This is a genomic window from Vagococcus sp. QWL-13, assembly GCF_058683555.1.
This window is the reverse complement of sequence record NZ_CM178746.1, coordinates 1,090,312-1,109,032: the sequence shown is the minus strand read 5'-3', so window position 1 is coordinate 1,109,032 and position 18,721 is coordinate 1,090,312. Positions and strand designations below refer to the sequence as shown.

The 18,721-nt window shown below is 37.6% G+C and carries 18 protein-coding genes; 3 read left to right on the top strand and 15 right to left on the bottom strand.

The features are described 5' to 3' along the window. Nucleotides 1-4: 4 nt before the first annotated feature. Nucleotides 5-1,339: a putative aminohydrolase SsnA gene (gene ssnA / locus AC4PHI_RS05180; RefSeq protein WP_492201247.1), complete on the bottom strand. Its 1,335-nt coding sequence runs from the start codon at nucleotides 1,337-1,339 to the stop codon at nucleotides 5-7. A gap of 290 nt (nucleotides 1,340-1,629) precedes the next feature. On the opposite strand from ssnA, the gene AC4PHI_RS05175 reads away from it, so the two are divergent. Further along, a complete protein-coding gene (locus AC4PHI_RS05175; RefSeq protein WP_492201246.1) occupies nucleotides 1,630-2,262 on the top strand; it encodes a helix-turn-helix transcriptional regulator in 633 nt (210 codons plus the stop codon). A gap of 325 nt (nucleotides 2,263-2,587) precedes the next feature. Here AC4PHI_RS05175 and AC4PHI_RS05170 read toward each other — a convergent pair whose 3' ends face one another. From AC4PHI_RS05170 to AC4PHI_RS05110, 13 genes are all read right to left on the bottom strand, one after another. Further along, on the bottom strand, nucleotides 2,588-3,742 hold the full coding sequence (locus AC4PHI_RS05170; protein ID WP_492201245.1) for a cysteine desulfurase family protein: 1,155 nt from the start codon (nucleotides 3,740-3,742) through the stop codon (nucleotides 2,588-2,590). Nucleotides 3,743-4,260: 518 nt separating this feature from the next. Further along, nucleotides 4,261-5,205 carry a ribokinase gene (rbsK, locus tag AC4PHI_RS05165; protein WP_492201244.1) on the bottom strand — a complete coding sequence of 315 codons (945 nt, stop codon included), beginning with the start codon at nucleotides 5,203-5,205 and terminating at the stop codon, nucleotides 4,261-4,263. A gap of 26 nt (nucleotides 5,206-5,231) precedes the next feature. Then, nucleotides 5,232-6,620: a YfcC family protein gene (locus AC4PHI_RS05160; protein WP_492201243.1), complete on the bottom strand. Its 1,389-nt coding sequence runs from the start codon at nucleotides 6,618-6,620 to the stop codon at nucleotides 5,232-5,234. Between the two features lie 17 nt (nucleotides 6,621-6,637). Next, on the bottom strand, nucleotides 6,638-7,588 hold the full coding sequence (locus AC4PHI_RS05155) for a nucleoside hydrolase (RefSeq protein WP_492201242.1): 951 nt from the start codon (nucleotides 7,586-7,588) through the stop codon (nucleotides 6,638-6,640). A gap of 36 nt (nucleotides 7,589-7,624) precedes the next feature. After that, nucleotides 7,625-8,350, bottom strand: coding sequence for an energy-coupling factor ABC transporter ATP-binding protein (locus AC4PHI_RS05150; RefSeq protein ID WP_492201241.1), 726 nt, complete (start codon nucleotides 8,348-8,350; stop codon nucleotides 7,625-7,627). Continuing rightward, complete coding sequence (locus tag AC4PHI_RS05145) at nucleotides 8,328-9,209, bottom strand: energy-coupling factor ABC transporter ATP-binding protein (protein ID WP_492201240.1); 882 nt, start codon at nucleotides 9,207-9,209, stop codon at nucleotides 8,328-8,330. Before AC4PHI_RS05145 ends, AC4PHI_RS05150 begins: the two co-directional genes overlap by 23 nt. 1 nt (nucleotide 9,210) lies before the next feature. Then, nucleotides 9,211-9,948 (bottom strand): energy-coupling factor transporter transmembrane component T, encoded by a 738-nt coding sequence (locus AC4PHI_RS05140; protein WP_492201239.1) that lies wholly within the window; start codon nucleotides 9,946-9,948, stop codon nucleotides 9,211-9,213. Then, the gene (locus AC4PHI_RS05135; protein ID WP_492201238.1) at nucleotides 9,929-10,528 is read right to left on the bottom strand and encodes an ECF transporter S component; all 600 of its coding nucleotides are present in this window, start codon (nucleotides 10,526-10,528) and stop codon (nucleotides 9,929-9,931) included. The genes AC4PHI_RS05140 and AC4PHI_RS05135 overlap by 20 nt, the downstream gene beginning before the upstream one ends. 161 nt (nucleotides 10,529-10,689) lie before the next feature. After that, a complete protein-coding gene (locus AC4PHI_RS05130; RefSeq protein ID WP_492201237.1) occupies nucleotides 10,690-11,703 on the bottom strand; it encodes a LacI family DNA-binding transcriptional regulator in 1,014 nt (337 codons plus the stop codon). 91 nt (nucleotides 11,704-11,794) lie between these two features. Continuing rightward, complete coding sequence (locus tag AC4PHI_RS05125; RefSeq protein ID WP_492201236.1) at nucleotides 11,795-12,340, bottom strand: cysteine hydrolase family protein; 546 nt, start codon at nucleotides 12,338-12,340, stop codon at nucleotides 11,795-11,797. A gap of 19 nt (nucleotides 12,341-12,359) precedes the next feature. Further along, nucleotides 12,360-13,049 carry a 5'-methylthioadenosine/adenosylhomocysteine nucleosidase gene (locus tag AC4PHI_RS05120; RefSeq protein WP_492201235.1) on the bottom strand — a complete coding sequence of 230 codons (690 nt, stop codon included), beginning with the start codon at nucleotides 13,047-13,049 and terminating at the stop codon, nucleotides 12,360-12,362. 19 nt (nucleotides 13,050-13,068) lie between these two features. Then, nucleotides 13,069-13,356, bottom strand: a complete 288-nt coding sequence (gene macP / locus AC4PHI_RS05115; protein WP_492201234.1) for a cell wall synthase accessory phosphoprotein MacP — start codon at nucleotides 13,354-13,356, stop codon at nucleotides 13,069-13,071. 14 nt (nucleotides 13,357-13,370) lie between these two features. After that, nucleotides 13,371-13,934, bottom strand: coding sequence for an NUDIX hydrolase (locus AC4PHI_RS05110; protein WP_492201233.1), 564 nt, complete (start codon nucleotides 13,932-13,934; stop codon nucleotides 13,371-13,373). Nucleotides 13,935-14,110: 176 nt separating this feature from the next. Here AC4PHI_RS05110 and AC4PHI_RS05105 point away from each other — a divergent pair, with 176 nt between their 5' ends. Together AC4PHI_RS05105 and AC4PHI_RS05100 are read left to right on the top strand one after the other, a co-directional pair. Next, on the top strand, nucleotides 14,111-14,809 hold the full coding sequence (locus AC4PHI_RS05105) for a 5-bromo-4-chloroindolyl phosphate hydrolysis family protein (RefSeq protein ID WP_492201232.1): 699 nt from the start codon (nucleotides 14,111-14,113) through the stop codon (nucleotides 14,807-14,809). 8 nt (nucleotides 14,810-14,817) lie between these two features. After that, on the top strand, nucleotides 14,818-16,035 hold the full coding sequence (locus AC4PHI_RS05100) for a toxic anion resistance protein (RefSeq protein ID WP_492201231.1): 1,218 nt from the start codon (nucleotides 14,818-14,820) through the stop codon (nucleotides 16,033-16,035). Between the two features lie 149 nt (nucleotides 16,036-16,184). Here the strand turns inward: AC4PHI_RS05100 and gshAB are convergent, their stop codons facing one another. Further along, nucleotides 16,185-18,470, bottom strand: a complete 2,286-nt coding sequence (gshAB, locus tag AC4PHI_RS05095) for a bifunctional glutamate--cysteine ligase GshA/glutathione synthetase GshB (RefSeq protein WP_492201230.1) — start codon at nucleotides 18,468-18,470, stop codon at nucleotides 16,185-16,187. Nucleotides 18,471-18,721 lie beyond the last annotated feature (251 nt).

Genomic DNA, 18,721 nt, shown 5'->3' with positions numbered 1-18,721 from the left:
CCTCTTATCCGTTAATTCGCTGCCATAATTTTTGTGCTTCTTGTGCTGAATCAGCATACAGCTTTTCTTCGTCAACTCCTAGCACTTCACGGTTACGCATTTTCACTTCCCCGGCAATCACTGTATCAGTCACGCAACGGCCGTTCATGCCAAACAGAATATGGCTGTTACAATTTGTTTCATCCATTGGTGTTGGTGCGTGGTAATCAAGAACGATCACATCCGCAGCTGCACCAGCTTCCAAGACACCAAGTTTCGTATCAAAGTAGCGGTTTGCCATTTGTGCATTGTTTTCAAAAAGCATTTGAGGTACTTCTACCCAAGCTGCATTAGGATCTGCTAGATGATGTTTATGGATCAAATTAGCAAATTTAAAGGACTCAGTTAAATCATTAGTGAATCCGTCTGTCCCTAAACCGCTCAAAATACCAAATTCATTAAGGAAACGAAGTGCTGGAGAACAGCCCACTGCATTACCCATGTTAGATTGAGGATTTGTCACGACCATGGTGTCCGTATCTTTAAGCATCTGCATCTCGCCAGGCCCGATGTGGATACAATGTGCTGTCATTGATTTTTTACCAAGAATTCCCAAATCAAATAAGCGGTTTACAACTGGTTTGTTGTATTTGGTCAGAGAATCATAAACATCTGCTGTCCCTTCCGCCACATGGATATGGTAGCCGATATCAGCCGGTGTGTTTTCTCTCACATAATTCAATGTCTTATCTGATAATGTAAAGGAAGCATGAAGTCCCATCATTGCCTTTTGCATATCGTCTGAACGTTTGCCTGATTCTTTGATGAATGCCACATTTTCAGCAACCGCTTCTTTCATCTTTTCTTCGCCGTTTCGATCGGATACTTCGTAACACAAACACGTTCTGACACCAAGTTCATCTGCCGCTTTTGAAAGTTCGAAAAGGCTTCCAACTGTTTCGCCATAACTTGCATGGTGATCAAACATTGTGGTCACACCATTTCTGATACTGTCAAGATAAGCCACTTTTCCACTTAAATAAGTTGTCGTGTTTTTCAACTCGTTGTCCAGTTTGAACCATTGACCTTCTAAAATTTCAGTGAAATTTTTAGGATGGAAACCTGCAATGCTCAAGCCTCTGGCAAAAGTACTATAAATGTGGTTATGCATGTTGATGAATCCCGGCATAATCACGCCGCCTTTTGCATCAATAAAATCTGCCTCTGGATAAGCTTTCCTCAATTCTTCCGTAGTGCCGACCTCTTTGACTAATTGACCATCAATAGCGACACAGCCATTCTTTATGAAACCCTTTTCCTTTTGACGCGTAATAACGTTTCCGTTACCTATTAATAACATCCTTCAACCTCCTATAATTAAAATATTTTTTCAAGATTCAAATAACTTTTGTCACTTACGTAAAAATGAATTATATTAATTCATAGCAAGATTGTAATCCTGTTCACATAAAAAGGCTTATCCATGCACTTTGTGTTTTGTTCATTCACATTATAACACCATACCTAAAAAAAATCTAGTATAGCTAAAAAAAATTTTTATGTTCTTGTAAATAATATAACTACATGTTATCATTACAGTGCTAACCTTTAATAAATTCTTAAAAATAATCAATTAAATGAGGGGTTTGTATGTTGCAAGACAGCAAGTTAAACTTTTTAAGTCAAATAGGCAAAGCAATTGCTGGACAATTTGGAAAAGATTGTGAAATTGTTATCCATAAAATTGATTCAAATGATTTGAATCATTCCATCATATCAATAGAAAACGGGCACGTGTCTTCCCGTCATTTAGGAGACGGCCCTTCCGAGATCGTTTTAGAAGCGTTGCAAAAAGAGCCGGAAGAGCTGATCGACCAAATAAATTATTTGACTCGTACTCACGACGGGCGGATTTTAAAATCCAGTACCGTTTATGTAAAAGATGAGACCGGTCAACTGGAAGCTATTTTCTCAATCAATTATGACGTATCATCTTTGATTGCAGCAGAATCAGCTATCAACGCCTTAATCAAAGTCGAGAGCGAGGAAAATAAACACGAACCAAGCTTGATTCCGAAAAATGTCAATGATCTTTTAGACGAATTGATTCAAGAATCTGTACGCTTGGTGGGAAAACCCGTAGCTTTGATGAATAAAGAAGACAAAATCAAAAGCATCCAGTTTTTAAATGACAAAGGCGCTTTTCTTATTACTAAATCTGGCGATAAGGTTGCTAATTTCTTTAATATTTCAAAGTACACGCTGTACAATTATATTGGCTGATAACTCTGTTTCATATGAGGATATTGATCCATCCTTTAGAATATCTGCTCTAATAGTAAAAAAGCTGCCCAGCTGGGCAGCTTTTTACTGCTTTGTTTTTTTATTATTCGAACATTTTAAAAAAGACGTGATTTTAAAACCATTGCCTCTCTTGAAAATTCCTTCCCAAATAATTCTGCCATTCAAAAAAGCACATAATGAACTTGATTCCTTCATTACATGCTCCATAAATTTTAAAATGTTCCGTTTGATATTTTGGTCTAAAATTCACACCAACTTTTTCTTTCTCTATAATGCAATACAAATATTTTATTGGAAAATCAAATTATTTTCTAAGACGGGAAACGGTCTCCACAAGTGTGCCTGCAAAATCTGTAACGTCTGTCTCGGCTAATCCCATACCGAAGCTGATTCTGATTGAGCTGTCAATAATTGGGCTCTTTTCACCATACATTGCAACCAAGACATGAGAGGGGTCCAATGTTCCCGCAGTACAAGCCGATCCGGCCGAAACAGCAAATCCTCGCAAATCAAGATTGGTTAGTAGCTTCTCACTGGAAACTCCCGGAAATGACAAATTAAGAATGTGGGGAGATTGTTTGTCTGTTTGACCATTGATTTGAAAGTCAATATGACTTTTTGATAAAGTATCAAGAATCCTGTGTCTGTAAAGCTGATAATTTTCAAAGTCGTCCTGCTTTTTCTCGGCAGTCAATAAAGAGACTGCTTCCGAAAATCCTGCAATCCCCGGAATGTTTTCCGTTCCTGCCCTTTTTTTGTTTTCCTGATCTCCTCCGTGAATCAAAGGTGATACTTTTATTCCTTTTCGTACATATAAAAAACCAACGCCCTTTGGACCGTTTATTTTGTGGGCCGCTGCCGACAACAAATCAACTTGCCAATCATTCACATCAATTTCTTGCAGACCGTACGCCTGCACGGCATCTGTATGGAAAAAAGCTTGGTGGTCTTTCAATAATTCTCCGATATCAGGGATAGGAAATATGTTCCCTGTTTCATTATTTGTATGCATGATTGAAACTAGGATCGTCTCTTCACGCAATACACTAGCCACATCAGCAGCATTTAGTCCACCTGTGGGGGATACAGGAAGATAAGTAACATCGAAGCCTTTTTCTTCCAGATATTTAAATGTTTTCAAAACTGCGGAATGTTCCACCTGACTGGTAATCAAGTGTTTGCCCAGATGAGCATAATTTTCGGCTATTTTTAAGATGGCTAGATTATCACTTTCACTTCCGCTGCCGGTGAATATTATTTCATTAGATGCAGCACCGATACTTTCCGCAATGATTTCCCTAGAATTTTCCAAGACTCCCTGAGCTGCTTGTCCAAACCGGTGAAGGCTGGAGGGATTGCCAAAAGTAGTTTCCATGACCCGGCACATCTCTTTGATAACTTCCGGAGCCAGTGGTGTGGTTGCTGCATGGTCTAAATAGATTGACTTCAATTGTATCATCTCACTTTTACTTACATTTTACTTTTTTATCATATAGGTAAATGGGGGAAAATGCAAAAAAGAAGTTGATTGCAGGTGGAGACCCAGTCCTTCAAATCCACATCAATTTTTTTACGGTTTTGTTGCTGTTAATATTTTGACTTGTATTTTTTCTTTAATATGTGTCAAAACAAAGTTTCACCGATACGAGAGTTTCATATAACGCTAAAGCATTGAATGACAACTTCTTGTCTTATTATGAGTTTATTCTTTTTTATTTTTTTAACTAAAGACAAAGCATCCTGTGTAAATATTATTTAATCCTTTAAAGAACTCTATCCCAATTATAGAAAATTGATAAATCAGGTTTCTAAAACCCTGAATTAAAGTAGTACCAGATAAACTTTCATTTGAAAATTTATCTGGTACTATTTTTCATCAACTTAATACTTTTTGACACTTAAAATTTGATTTTTATTGGCCAAGTCGGAATTTTACTGTCCATCAAAAAATGATGCTTTTTTTACATTCAATATATGCTACAATGTCTTATTTGAACTCTCATTCATTTTTACAGCATCCATAACTTCTCCCCAAGTAGGCATTGCGGTTTGAGCCCCCAGCTTTTGAACTGATAAAGCAGCTCCAATAGTTGCATAAGTAACTGCTTGTTTTAAATCAAATTCATTATCAAGCAAACTACCTGCCAAAATACCATTGAAAGTGTCTCCTGCCCCTGTTGTATCAACTACTGAAACAGTCAACGACTTTTGATGATAAACTTTTCCTGAATTAGAAAAAGAAACACCATTTTCGCCTCTTGTTATAATTATTTCAGTAGAATGTTTCTTGCAAAAATCTGTAATCAAAGTTTCGATAGCGGAATCATCCGCAGGATCAAAAGATGTATTAAAGAGTCCCGCAGCTTCTGTTTCATTGGGTGTTACAATATCTGTGAATGGCAATAATTCACTTATTCTCGAATTATAAGGTGCTGGATTTAAGATAGTCGTCAGCCCTCTTTTCTTTGCTTCAATCAGAGCTTCTTTTACAGTATCGATTGGTATTTCTAATTGGCAAAGGAGAATATCATTTTTATTGAAAATATCCAAGTTTTTATATAAGTATTCTTTATCCACAACTTCATTCGCTCCAGAAATAACAACTATAGAATTATTTTCCTGATATTTAAATATACTGGCAATTCCGGAAAATAGATTTTCTTCCCGAACTATTTTATCAGTATTTACATTCTCGTCGGCAAGATGCTCTAACAATTTTTCTCCAAAAGTATCTACCCCAACTTTTCCAAGAAACGTAACTGGTCGACCTATCCTTGAACAGGCTACGGCTTGATTACTTCCTTTTCCTCCCACCATATAGTCAATTTGATTTCCTAAAATCGTTTCACCAACTCTTGGAAGCCGGTCTACTGAAATCACTAAGTCGGCATTTATGCTTCCTAATACAATTACTTTTCGCACTTTTTTTCACTTCCATCTATATCGTTTTAATACCCAATCAGTACTGCGATGATAAGAAATATCCAAGAGACTATTACAACTGGGAGAGCCATCTTCCAGCCAACTTTTACCCATTTATTATAAGATACCCTTGCCATACCAGTCATAGCCATCGTCGATCCAAGAGTTGGAATGATCATGTTTAAAACGGAACCTCCAATTTGAAAGGCTAACACGGTAGTTTGGGCACTTAATCCGGCCATTAAACCAAGGGGGGCAATAATAGGTATCATTGCAACAGAAAGCCCACTTCCTGATGTAATAAATACGTGAATGATACCAACAATAATTGAGATAAATATTGCTGCAAAAATAGGCGATAATTTAGACAGCGGACCTGAAAAAGTATTAATTATTGTATCCAAAACATTACCATTTGTAAGAACTATTTGAATCGCACGTGCTAATCCGATGAGTAGTGCTGTTCCAGCTACAGATGCTCCTCCTTCAACGAATCCGCTAATTATTTCCTTGCTTGGTAAGCGATAAATCAAACCAGCAACCACCCCTCCAACAAGGAAGATTCCTCCAATTTCATTCAAATACCAACCGAACTTCAATGATCCAACCACTGTCATAACAAACATTAATACAAATGTTAGCAGTACACCAATTTGTCGTCCATTTAAAGAATATTCATCCAAACTTTTTGATAGAGATAATCCTTTTATATCAACATCTTTCACCGAACTAAGTTCTGGGTTTTTCTTGATTTTATTGCCATAAAATGTAAACATAATTGCAATTACACAGGTGTTGACAAACCACATTGCAACACGAAATCCCATGCCAGAGAAAATAGGTAATCCGATAATAGACTGAGGAGTTCCAACGACCGCTGCATTAATTGGTGACATTGCAAAACCTATACCACTACCTGCCAGCACTAGTGCAAGCCCTAAAATCAAATCATAACCCAAACCAAGTGCTATTGATACGGCAATCATTGTGAATGGTATTAGAGCGTCTGGACCACTAACAAACCCAAGGATTGAAAATAGAAAAGTTAACGCCCAAATCACAACAGTTGACGATATTTTGGCTTGATGAATCTTTCTAATCATTAATCCAATACCGTTTTCAAGCGCTCCAGTTTTATTAAAGACAACAAAGGAACCTGCTGATAAGAAAACTAGAAAGATGATAGCTGATGAATCTCCCATCCCTTGAGAAATTGAACCAAGCAACATTCCAATAGTCAATGGAGTTCGGTCGATTTGTTGATAAGTGCCTGGGATAACAACTGGATTATTTATTCCTTCAACAACTTCTCTTTCGAATGTACCTGCTGGTATGATAAACGTCATCAAACACGCAATTCCCAGAAAAATCAATAACAAAATATACGGATTTGGTAAACTGAATTTTTTCTTCATAATAATAAATCCCCTCTCTATTTAAAAGACTTTAGTGAATCAATAATAAGTTTTACAAAAGCTTGTCGATCGATATCAAAAGCGACAAAGCAATTTTTTTCTTTACCATTTTTCTCCAAATAATCGACAACCGTTTCAGCATAACAAAGGCCATCCACATTATTGACATCAACGTGAAGATGCTTCATTAAAAACATTTCTGGTGCTATTAAATATGCAGCAGCACACGCATCATGAAGATGCTGACCCTCAACGTGATCTTCAGGAGCTAAAAACGGTTTTAGAATTTTTTTCTTGGAAAAATCAAGCATTCCTGCAAAATTTCGACCAACATCAGTGTCAATTTTCTTGACCTCCAAAATATCCTCTTCAAAAAATTGCGCTTTCATCGTCACATCCAAACCAAACATGGCTAATGGAACTCCTGAATTCATAACAATTTTAGCAGCATCCGGATCCACATAAATATTAAACTCAGCATTAGAACTCCAATTTCCTCCAAAACAAGCCCCGCCCATAAAAGAAATCAGTTCGATTTTTTCATGTAGTTCAGGATATGCCAATAAGAAAATAGCAATGTTAGTCAAAGGACCGGTAGCTACGATTGTCACTTTATCATCTGAATTCCTTAAAGTTTCTGCCATCAGGTCAAGCGCTTTACCACGAGATTCTTCTATCTCAATATCGGGAAGAACGGCCCCATCTATCCCTGTTTCTCCATGAATACTTCCAGCTGTTGTCAGCTTCCTTAAAATAGGTTTTTCATATCCTTTTGCAACGGGAATGTCCTCCCTCCCAGCCAAATACAGTAGCTTTTTAGCATTAGAATATGTTTTATATTGTGACTGATTCCCCGAAACCGTTGTGACAGCCAATAGATTGATATTGTCAGCTGCTAGTAACAAATACATCGCAAAAGCGTCATCATGGCCAGGGTCGCAATCCAATATAACATTTCTCCTTTTCACACTATCACCTCATAATATTTTTACTTTTATTCATACTTAAAGCGTATAAATAAAAGGTTTTTCCAAATTAGTACTCTGAAGTATTTTTTCATTACTAAAAACTAAATCCCTATCTCCATCCAATAAAATCTGGCCGTTTCCTAAAACAATAATCCTATCCAATGAACGATTCACAAATTCCATATCATGGGTTATAATAATAAACGTTTTGTCTGCATACTTTGATAGAACATTTTCAATGGCTTGTAAACCTAAAATATCTTGCCCGGCTGTTGGTTCATCAAGAATTATTATTTCTGAACCCATTACGAGCGTTGAAGCTAAAGAAATCAACTTTCGTGTAGCATAAGGTAAATTATAGGGATGTTCATCTTTAACCCCTTCTAGACCCGTTGTCAATAAAGCTTTATCAATTCTTTGTTCTTTATCATTATTCTTTATACCGCTAATTTCCAACCCAAATGACAATTCTTTATAAACACTATCTCTAAATAATTGATCATCAGGATTTTGGAAAGCATAGCTTATGAATCGACTTCGTTCTGCTACATTAATATTATGAATTTCCATTCCATTAAATAAAATCTGACCATCAGAAATAGCTACCAAACCGTTTATAGATTTTGATAAGGTTGTTTTTCCAGCGCCGTTTTGACCGATAACAGCAAGCCTCTCACCTTTTTTAATCTCGAAAGATATATTTTTCAAAACGTCAACTTCTCCAAATGACACTGAAAGGTCAACAACTTTTAATAGAGTCATAAGTTATTCCTGCTTTCTTTAAAAGTTCTCTTGCCTCTTCTGCAGTCGCTGGAATATCATTATCTTTCATTCCTACAAAAGCATTTTTCTCTAAAACACACTTTGTTAATCTCATGAATTCCGGAACCTTCATGTTCAAATTTTGATTTAAAATCCAATTAAAAACTTCCGTTGGAGAACCTTGTTTCTCGAGTTGCCCCTGGTTCAAAAAAATAATAGTGTCGGAATACTCTGCTACTAACTCCATCTTGTGTTCAGCTATGATTATGGTCTTCCCTTTTTCCTTTAAATCATTTAACAATTGGAAAATTTCCAGTGTCCCACCAGGATCTAGTTGAGAAGTCGGTTCATCAAGTATTAATGCTCTCGTGTCCATCGCTACAAGTGCAGCAAGTGCTACTTTTTGTTTCTGCCCGCCTGATAAAATTAACGGGTTCAGCGCTCTTAACGATGTTATCCCAAAAATTTCTAGTATTTCCTCTACCCTGTCTTTTATTTCATGGACGGACCATCCAAGATTTTCCAACCCAAAAGCAATTTCTTCAAACACTGTCTTACGAGCACCACTAATTTGTACAAAAGGATTTTGAGACATATATCCTAAACTCTCGACTAACTCCAAATTATTATATGAGGCCAAAGATTTACCAAACAAATTTATCTCACCAGAAAAACTGCCTTTATAAAAATGTGGAATAAATTGTCGCAAAATATTACATAACGTGCTCTTTCCAGCACCATTATTACCAATGATTGATATAAATTCATTTTCCTCGAGGCTAACGCTCAAGTTATCAATGACATTTAAATTATCAAGAGGATAAGAGTAGCTAATATTTTTAAGTTCAAAAATTTTCATATTATCTCAACCTCCAAAAAATTGATACAATCATTATCAAAGAAGAAAATGCCATAATTACGAAGTCCACATTTGCAGGTTTTTTATCATAAAGCCGATACTTCCTCCCAGTTATTTCAATTCCTCGAGAAATTAAAACTAATGTTTTTTCTTCAGTATCATAAAAAGATGATAGAATCAGTGGAAATAGCAATGGGATCATTTTTTTAATTCTCGTAAACAAATTTCCAGAAAACTGCATTCCTCTGCTCGCTTGAGCATCCATTATGACTGACATTTTTGACTTCAGCTGAGGAATCATGGTAATCGTTGATTGAATGACAAATACTCCTAGGGAAGGAATACCAATTTTTTCTAAAACCATTGTCATATCCTCAACTGTGACTAACTTAGTAATCAAAATAACACCGCTGAAAACCAATGCGATTCGCAAAACCATCAATAGAGCTTTACCCAAACCTTCTTCATAAATACGGAAAAAACCAATTTCAAATAACAGAGTGTTCCCCGCGGTTGTTAGGACAACCATAAAAAACATAATCACCGAGAGCAGTAATAAAACTTTTAAAACTGATTGTAAATAATTCAAAAAAATTCTTAAAATTATTGAAAATAGTATAAATACTCCAATGAGTACTACATAATGATTGACCTGGTTGATGATGAGTCCCGAAAATATTAAAGAGATGACAAACAGTATCTTACATCCAGGGTACAAGTCACTTATTTTTCTTAACATGCAAGAGAGCCTCCCCATTTTCAAACTTGATTGTAAATCTATTTGGCAAAACTCTCAGCACTAAATAAACAATCACAATTGAAGAAAATTTATCAACAAACTCCTGAACAAGTTGTACTGAAAACACACTTTTAAACAGGCTATTTCCTAATGCATACAGTGATACTGTAGCCAATGAACTGGTCCCACCAGTAGCTCCTTGAAACAAATAAAATGTGACAACTCCCGAAAATAACGTCGTGATTATTGATAAGATAATTCCTGAAAAAAATAGTCCTATAATGTTGTTCATCATTCTAAAGTGCCCAAATATTCCAGCACATAAACCTATCATTAAAGAAGTTAAAATATATGCCAGGGAAATAGGATTAATTAAACTGTTGACACCAGTTGACATTATACCAGTTAAAACGCCTACAATTGGTCCGCCTAAGACTCCTGATAAAATGGTCCCAATAGAATCCAAAAGTATCGGAAATCGTAAAATTTGTGATAATTGATAGCCTACGACATTAATAGATACCCCTACTGGAATAATTAAGTAATTAATAATATTTATTCTTTTTAGCATACCATTCATGATTTCCTCCTTTTTGGTAAAGCGCATTACCATTTGTAAGATCAATAATATCACCTTATGAAAACCTTGTCAATATTTTTTTATACAAAAACACCCTACAATCTTATATGTAAGGTGTTCGTATCAATTTCTTAAATTGATTATATTTAAGTGCTCATAAATCAAATTTTCTCATTTAGATTCCTAACTGACTCTCCCTCAACTAAAATTGGTTGAAGTGTGACAGTATTATTCCGAGTTGATTGATCCTTCATTATTAAGTTTAACATCTTCCAAGCCTTGATAGAAAGATCTTTAATGTTTTGCTCAATTGTTGTAATTTCGAGAGGATACATTTTTACAGCTTTAGTTCTGTCATAACCCACAATCGATAGATCCTCTGGAATTTTTATATTTAATTCCGCTGCTCTCTTTAATAATCCCATCAGCATTAAATCATTAGCTACAACTATTCCAGTGATTTCTTTATTAGTTAGAAGATAGTCTGATACTGAATAGCCGCTTAGGTATTTAAGATCTCCTGTAACTGTATAACTCTCTTTAATTTCAATTCCTGCTTCTTCCAAAGCTGAAATGTATCCCAAGTACCGGTTATTAATGGTTTCTATATATTCGGGGCCCTTCACAAAACCAATTTCACGATGTCCTTTGTCAATTAAATGTTTAGTCGCTAAATATCCCCCAGAGAAATTATCAAAATAAACTTGAGGATGATCGCTATCAGGATTATTCCTGTCAAGCAGCACAAATGGAACTTTCAGTTTATCTAGCTTGTCTTGTATCTTTTTTTTATCAATGTAGGATTCATTAGATAGCGCAATGAGTAACCCATCAACGCCAAGATTGATTAACTCGTCAATTAAACTTAGCTCGACCGACTGAATATCATTGGAGTTCACTAAAATTGAAAAATAATTATCTTGATAAAGCTGACGCTCCAATTCTTTTGCCAAAGAAGAGAAAAACATATTTTCAATATCTGGAACTATCATTCCTATGATACGCGTTTCTTTTTTAGCTAATCCTCTGGCTAAAAAATTTGGTTGATAGTTTATCTCTTTCGCAATTTCCAGTATTTCTTTTTTCTTTTCTTTAGAGACCCGGCACTCTTTATTATTTAATACAAGCGAGACGGTTGTTTCTGAAACATTTGCCAATTTGGCAATGTCTTTCATTCTTACTCTCAAATACATCCCCACCAATCTAATCCTCAAATCAATAATATTGTTCTATCTTCAAAAGTACTCAATAAGTTATATTTTTAACCTACACCACTTCCGCTCCCAATGTTCCTTTGAAGTGTTCCAACGCCCACTCATGACCGGCTTGATTAAAACTCGCCACAGCCTTTTCATGAATAACGATGTCATACCCCAAATTGTAAGCATCAATCGCCGTATGCAAAACACAAATATCCGTACAGACACCTGTAATATGAAGCTCTTTTATCCCACGTTCACGTAGACGGATATCCAAATCGGTCCCGCTAAATGCTGAATAGTGCCGTTTATCGATCCAATAAACATTTCGGCGGTCTTTATGCTCCTCATAAAATGTGGCTAAGTTACCATAAAGCTCACGACCATTAGTTCCTATCAGATTATGGGGCGGAAATAATTTATTTTCAGGATGGAATTCATCTTCTTCATCGTGCCCGTCAATCGGAAACACGATATAGTCTTCCGAATCGGCAAACTTCTCTGCCAGTCTGACAATTTCATCCTCGATTTCTTGTCCCGGTTCCCCAGTTGTCAATCTCCCGTCAGTTGCAACAAAATCCCAAGTATAATCAATTATTAATAAAGCTTTCATCTCTGTGCTCCTTTACTATTTAATAGGCTTCAACAAAACGAATGACCACTTCAGCGGATTTTTTCCCTGCTTCAATAATAAAATCGTCAAAACTGACTGAGGCTTCCTTATCAGCCACATCGCTGATAGCTCTAATGACAGCAAAAGGCACTTGATACTGTGCGGCAACTTGGGCAATTGCGGCCCCTTCCATCTCAGTTGCCAAAGCTTCTGGAAAAATAGCTTTGATTTCAGCAATTTTCCCTTCATCAGCAATAAAACTGTCCGCCGTCGTGATCAATCCCGTTTTGACTTTCATTCCGGCACTTTGAGCGGCGGTCATAATCTTTTCAACAACTTTTTTATCAGCTTCATAGTACAACGGCATTCCAGCCATCTGTCCTTTAGCGTAGCCGAAAGCTGTGACATCCACATCATTATAAGCCAATTTATCCGACACTACCAAATCACCTACGGAAAGCCCCTCTCCGATGCCCCCGGCTGATCCCGTATTCAGTAAAACATCCACATGATAGTGACTGATCAATAGTGTGGCCACCATTCCTGCCATTACTTTGCCGATTCCTGACTGGACAACGATAACATCATGTTTTCCAATTTTCCCTCGATAAAATTGACTGCCTGCTTCTTCCCACGTCTTCATTTCCAGCAAACATTTTTTTAATACAATGACTTCTTCCGCCATTGCGCCGATGATTCCGATTTTCATTAATCTTCCACCTCTGACATTAGACAAAGAAAACGAAAAAGAATAAAATCAACAGTAACAATATCACAACAGCAATCGCTTTGATTAAAAAACTGCTTCGTTGTTGAACTTTAGTCGTGGTAGCTGCACGAGAGCCCTTCACTTCTTTTTGCTTTTTCTTTTCCTTTGCAAATTTTTCGGAAATTTCTTCCTGTTTTTTTTCAAATTCTTTTTTCAACACTTTTGCGGTTGCTTTTGGTTCTTGACCTTCTTTTTCTTTCAGTTCCCGAATTTTGGACCGCGTTAACAATGGCTCTTTCTTTCCCATTGTTGCTCCACTCCCTACCTGTTTCTTAATTGTTCCAACTCCCAGTATTGTATCGCCATGATCGTTTTACTGTCAAAAATCGCTTTGGATTTGATTAATTCCTTAGCTTCAGCCAAAGTCACATAATGCAGCTCAATCCGTTCATCTTCATCCTGATCGGCAGGACGGTCGACAGGATATAATCCTCTGGCTCGATACAAATGAAGGATTTCATCTGCAAAACCGGGAGATAGAGAAAATTCATAAATTTCTTCCATTGATGAACACCCTAGCCCTGTCTCCTCCTCCAATTCGCGAATAGCAGTTTTTTGAGGATCTTTTTCATCCTTTTCAATTTTTCCTGCAGGAATTTCCAGTATCGTCCTTTCAAAAGGTTTACGGAATTGTCTGACTAATATTAACTTTTGATCTTCAGTAAGAGCAATAATCCCAACACCGCCGGGATGAAACACCAACTCTCTTTCTGCCTGTGTACCGTCGGCCAGTACGACCTGATCCACAGCAACTGAAATAATTTTCCCATTAAAGACATTTTCCCGAGAAACGGTTGTTTCAACGAAGTCTTTTTCTTCCATCATTTAATCCACCTCACGCTTTGCCTAATATCCCTATTATTCCAAAGGTTGATGGAACATGCAATAAAAAGATGTGTCCGAATAAAAAATCAACCTTACGACGGATGGAAATTAAAAACAAGTTTATGATAAAATAAGGACAGTGAAACAGATTGAAAACAGATTGGAGCGACATAAAAATGAAAAATAATTTTTTTAGAATATTTATTCTCGTACTTGCAGCCATCGGAGTGATGACGGTTTTTGGTAATTTCTACTATATAGACACAATCATTTCCCTTGCCATCTTCTTCGGTATTGTCTTCGTAGTTATCAAGCTGCTTTCGGGAAGAAAGAAAACAGGCGACACACAGGATGATTTGCCGAATTTGTCTTCTGAAAAACATCAGCACTACCATGACCTTGGTATGAGCGATCAGGAAATCAATTTTTTTAGAGAAACCATGAATACTACGAAAAAACAAATTGTTGAACTTGAACGCAACATGAACAGCGTGCCGAAACTCAAGGCAATCAGTTTACGCAACGATACAATCAAAGTGGCTAAGGCCATGTTCAAAGAACTGGTGAAAGAACCGAACAAACTGCATTTGGCAGATGGCTTTTTGTACAACCACTTGCCAAATTTAGTCGAATTGACTGCAAAATATATCGAAATCAATCAACATGATGTGAAGACCAAGAATTCCTTTGAAGCCCTTGATAAAAGTGCTAAAATGATTGATAAGGTATCACAATTGCTGTTAGCAGATTATGAAAAATTTGTGTCCGACGATATTGAAGATTTGGATGTGGAGTTGACCATTGCCGAGCAAAATATTTCTCGAAATGAGCAAAATAACAAACCAGACGTACAAGACACAGACCAAAAGGAGTAGAGTAACCAATGACAGAAGAAATAAAAGATTTTCCAACAACTAATGTTCCGCCCGTGGACAATGCCTTAGATGATTTGCTAAGCAATCCTTTCGCTGATCCCAACGATGCAGCCATGAAGATGGTCCAGAGTAAGGACATTCAGGGACTGGACACAAACAAAACTGCACCAAAGCTGATCGATAAATTAGAACCTGAAAGACAAGAACAAGCCAGACAACTAGCATCTCAAATCGATATCAATGACTCTCAAGCAGTTATGAGTTACGGCTCTGCTGCTCAAAAAAAGCTGGGCGAATTTTCCCATTCAATGTTGGCTCACGTTCAAAATCAGGACTTGGGACCTGTGGGGGATTCCCTCAATGAATTGATGTACCGCTTGAACGAAGCCAGTCCTGAAGATTTAAAAGCTCAGGAACGCAATATTTTCAAAAAGATGTTCGGCAAAGTAAAAGAATCTATTTATGAAATCACCGCTAAATACCAAAAAATCGGTGCACAAATCGACAAAATCGCTGTTAAATTAGACAGAGAAAAAAATGGTCTGCTCAGCGACAACGTGATGTTGGAACAACTCTATCATAAAAACAAAGATTACTTTGATGCCTTGAATATTTATATTGCTGCCGGAGAATTAAAAAAAGAAGAACTGGAAACTAAATTAATTCCTGAGGCAATGGAAAAAGCTGAAGCTACCGGCGATCAGATGGATGTGCAAATCGTCAATGACTTAAATCAGTTTTTAGACCGTTTGGACAAACGGACCTACGATCTAACGTTGGCACGCCAAATTACCATTCAGCAAGCACCGCAAATTCGTTTGATTCAAAATACTAATCAGGCACTGGCTGAAAAAATACAGGCATCTATCAACACAGCCATTCCTTTATGGAAAAACCAAGTAGCAATTTCTCTGACTTTGCTGCGCCAAAAAGATGCTGTCACTGCTCAGCGACAAGTTTCTGAAACCACCAACGAACTGCTGAAGAAAAATTCAGAGATGCTCAAAATCTCTGCTATCGAAACAGCAGAAGAAAATGAGAGGGGCGTGGTGGATATTGAAACACTACAGCAAACTCAAAACGATTTAATCGAAACTATTCAAGAAACCATGCGTATTCAAGCTGAAGGAAAAGAAAAACGCCGCATGGCAGAACTTGAGCTAGCCGAAATGGAAGAAGAATTAAAAAATAAACTGTTGGAAGTCACCCAATCTGCCAATCAGTAATAGCTGTTAACACCCGTACGCCATCTGGCGACGGGTGTTGTTTATTATTAAAAGAGTAGTCCGCAGAGAGACAGCTATCAGCTCTCCCTGCAACTACTCTTTTTTGTTATACAGACCTCTAAATCTAAACGTTCAGCTTGTAAAAACGGTCAACGACTTGTTTTCGACTCCGGAAATAACAAGTCCAAAACATCTTGTGTCAATCTGACCCCTTCTCCTTGGTAAGGAAAAGCATGCATGTGCATCGCAGGATTGAAATTGGCCTCGATGATTCCGTAACTATTTTTTATTTCATAAGGGTTGACCTCTTTGTCAGGGATAATCAAGTCGATGCCGGATACTTTTGCTCCAAGGGCATCCACAGCTGCTACGGCAATTTCTTTGTATTCCTGTCGAAAATCATTTGTGACATCAATACTGTCGCCCCCTGTGCTGACATTGGAATTTTCACGCAAATATACGACTTCATCCTTTGGCAGCACATCTTCAACTTCATATCCTTGCTCTTTCAGCATCAGTCGTTCAATTTCTCCCAACTGAATAATTTCCAGGGGTGAACGATGATGCGTGCCCCGCAAAGGATCTTTATTTTTTTCTGCCACCAATTCTTGAATTGTGGAAATGCCGTCCCCTTTCACATTGGCAGGTACCCGCAGCATGATTGCCTTTGCTTGTCCGTCAATGACGAAGAAACGGTATTCCGTTCCTGAAATAAACTCTTCCACCAGTACTTCGGAATCTTCTTTAAAAGCAATCTTCAAAGCTTCTTGATACGTCTCAAAACTGGCACCGTCTTTAAAAATACTAATACCTATGCCGTAATTGGTAGATTTCGGTTTGATGACTATCCCTTGGGACTCAAACTGACCGTATGCAGCGAGTGCTTCTTCCTCCGAAGAAAACTCTTCTCCTTTAGGGACACGAAAACCGGCCCGGCTCAAAATCTTTTTCGTGACCGTTTTGTTTTCCATGATTAAAGGCACCACATACGTATCTTTACTAGTCATGTTTCCATTTTTTACATACTCTACCTTGTCTGCAAAAGATAATTTTAAAAACTGGTCATGGCGGTCCAGCACTTCCACTTCAATGCCACGCTGCAACGCGTCAAACATCAAAAGCTGGGTAGATAGTTCCATATCACGAAAACCGGCTAACTGATACGGTTTTTCCCAAGCATCACGTGAATACTCCCGTCCTTGTCTCACTGCCAATTCTTTGTTGCTCAGTCCCTTGTCAAACAGCACTTGCATTTTACCGGACAGTGTTTCTTCAGGATGTGCCAGCATCTGCAACGCACTGTCAATCAAACTGGACCAAGAAGACGGGCTTTCCAGTGCTCTCAACATTTTCTTCATTCCCTCAAGAATCTGTACACCTTCTGCCTTCATGGCCGTTTCACTTAGCGGATGTTCCAAGGAGACTTGATTGTTTAAACGTTCCCCATCCTTGAGCAGCTGGTCGAAATCATCGCCGTTATCTTCTAGCCAAAGCATATACATCAGAAATACTTGGAAAAACTCAATACCTTCCATCGCAATGCCGTAAGGGGCGAAGGGATCCAAATCAATGTTGCGGATCTCCACATACTGGACCCCAACCTTTTTCAAATCAGCCACCTGTTTTCCACCCCGCAGACGAACAGGGGAATAAAATTCTTTTTCCTCGGACAAAATGCCCCTTTCCACCAAATCTTCGATATCCTGAATATATTTTTCAATGGACCGGTACGAAACGAACACTTCTTCATGATTCGTGTAACCGTAAGGACCGTTGCGGATACTTCGTACAGGCTCGTGGGGACGGTCCTCTTCGGTAAAGTATCTCGGCTCGGACACCGGAGAAGCACCATACAAGTAAGTAATCAACCAGCGGTAACGCAAATAATTGCGGGAAACTTTTAAATAAATTTCTGTTTTGAATTTTTCAAGGCAGGTAAACTCGGTCTGCATTGCAAACAAAGCTTCAACTAATTTAGGTGAAAATTCAAAGTTATAGTGGATACCGCTGACCATTTGTTTTCTTTTGCCATAGGAACGTGCCAAATAGCGTCGATACAGCACATCTTCAAAGCGGTCCAGTTTTGCGATGACGATATCCTCTTCCAGCTCCGGCAGCTCTGGCGGCATGCTTAAAGGCCACAACATCTCATCTTTATTCATAGAACGCAGCGCCACTTCATGGATTGCACCCAAGTAATCCAAAACCTCTTGAGCAGTTTCTACTGCAGGGGTGATCAGCTCAATTTGCGTTTCGCTGAAATCTGTCTGAATCGTTGAGTGAGCACTTCGATTTCCTAAAATATCGGGATGATCGGTTTTAGCCAGCTCTCCGGTCAAACTTACCCGCTGACTTTCTTTTTCTAATCCAAAACGAGCCTTTTTAAACAAAGGCCGTATATTTTCCTGACGTAAATATGTCTGCATGCTTTTCACATTACCACCTCATCATTCAATTAATTCCTGTTCATTATAGCATTATCAAAAGAATTAATCCTAAAATAGGATTAGTCTTAGTCAATTTCCTTTTTCAGAAAATGAACCATTGTGATAAAAATATTTCTCCAGATGATTGCTTCTGAAAAATATTACAAAAATCTCAGCTGATTTTGCCATAGTTAAAAGATTGGATGCTTATCGACTTCCTAAAATTATTGAAAAAAGTAATCCCCAATAGTTTAAAACCA

Bases quoted from the DNA above. Each gene is read 5' to 3' on its own strand.
- AC4PHI_RS05120 (WP_492201235.1), bottom strand. From the start codon at position 13,049: ATGAAAATCGGAATCATCGGCGCAATGGCGGAAGAAGTCATTGTATTA.
- AC4PHI_RS05100 (WP_492201231.1), top strand. From the start codon at position 14,818: ATGACAGAAGAAATAAAAGATTTTCCAACAACTAATGTTCCGCCCGTG.
- AC4PHI_RS05160 (WP_492201243.1), bottom strand. From the start codon at position 6,620: ATGAAGAAAAAATTCAGTTTACCAAATCCGTATATTTTGTTATTGATT.
- AC4PHI_RS05150 (WP_492201241.1), bottom strand. From the start codon at position 8,350: ATGACTCTATTAAAAGTTGTTGACCTTTCAGTGTCATTTGGAGAAGTT.
- AC4PHI_RS05125 (WP_492201236.1), bottom strand. From the start codon at position 12,340: ATGAAAGCTTTATTAATAATTGATTATACTTGGGATTTTGTTGCAACT.
- AC4PHI_RS05135 (WP_492201238.1), bottom strand. From the start codon at position 10,528: ATGAATGGTATGCTAAAAAGAATAAATATTATTAATTACTTAATTATT.
- AC4PHI_RS05140 (WP_492201239.1), bottom strand. From the start codon at position 9,948: ATGTTAAGAAAAATAAGTGACTTGTACCCTGGATGTAAGATACTGTTT.
- AC4PHI_RS05105 (WP_492201232.1), top strand. From the start codon at position 14,111: ATGAAAAATAATTTTTTTAGAATATTTATTCTCGTACTTGCAGCCATC.
- AC4PHI_RS05130 (WP_492201237.1), bottom strand. From the start codon at position 11,703: ATGAAAGACATTGCCAAATTGGCAAATGTTTCAGAAACAACCGTCTCG.
- AC4PHI_RS05170 (WP_492201245.1), bottom strand. From the start codon at position 3,742: ATGATACAATTGAAGTCAATCTATTTAGACCATGCAGCAACCACACCA.
- AC4PHI_RS05145 (WP_492201240.1), bottom strand. From the start codon at position 9,209: ATGAAAATTTTTGAACTTAAAAATATTAGCTACTCTTATCCTCTTGAT.
- AC4PHI_RS05175 (WP_492201246.1), top strand. From the start codon at position 1,630: ATGTTGCAAGACAGCAAGTTAAACTTTTTAAGTCAAATAGGCAAAGCA.
- AC4PHI_RS05110 (WP_492201233.1), bottom strand. From the start codon at position 13,934: ATGATGGAAGAAAAAGACTTCGTTGAAACAACCGTTTCTCGGGAAAAT.
- ssnA (WP_492201247.1), bottom strand. From the start codon at position 1,339: ATGTTATTAATAGGTAACGGAAACGTTATTACGCGTCAAAAGGAAAAG.
- macP (WP_492201234.1), bottom strand. From the start codon at position 13,356: ATGGGAAAGAAAGAGCCATTGTTAACGCGGTCCAAAATTCGGGAACTG.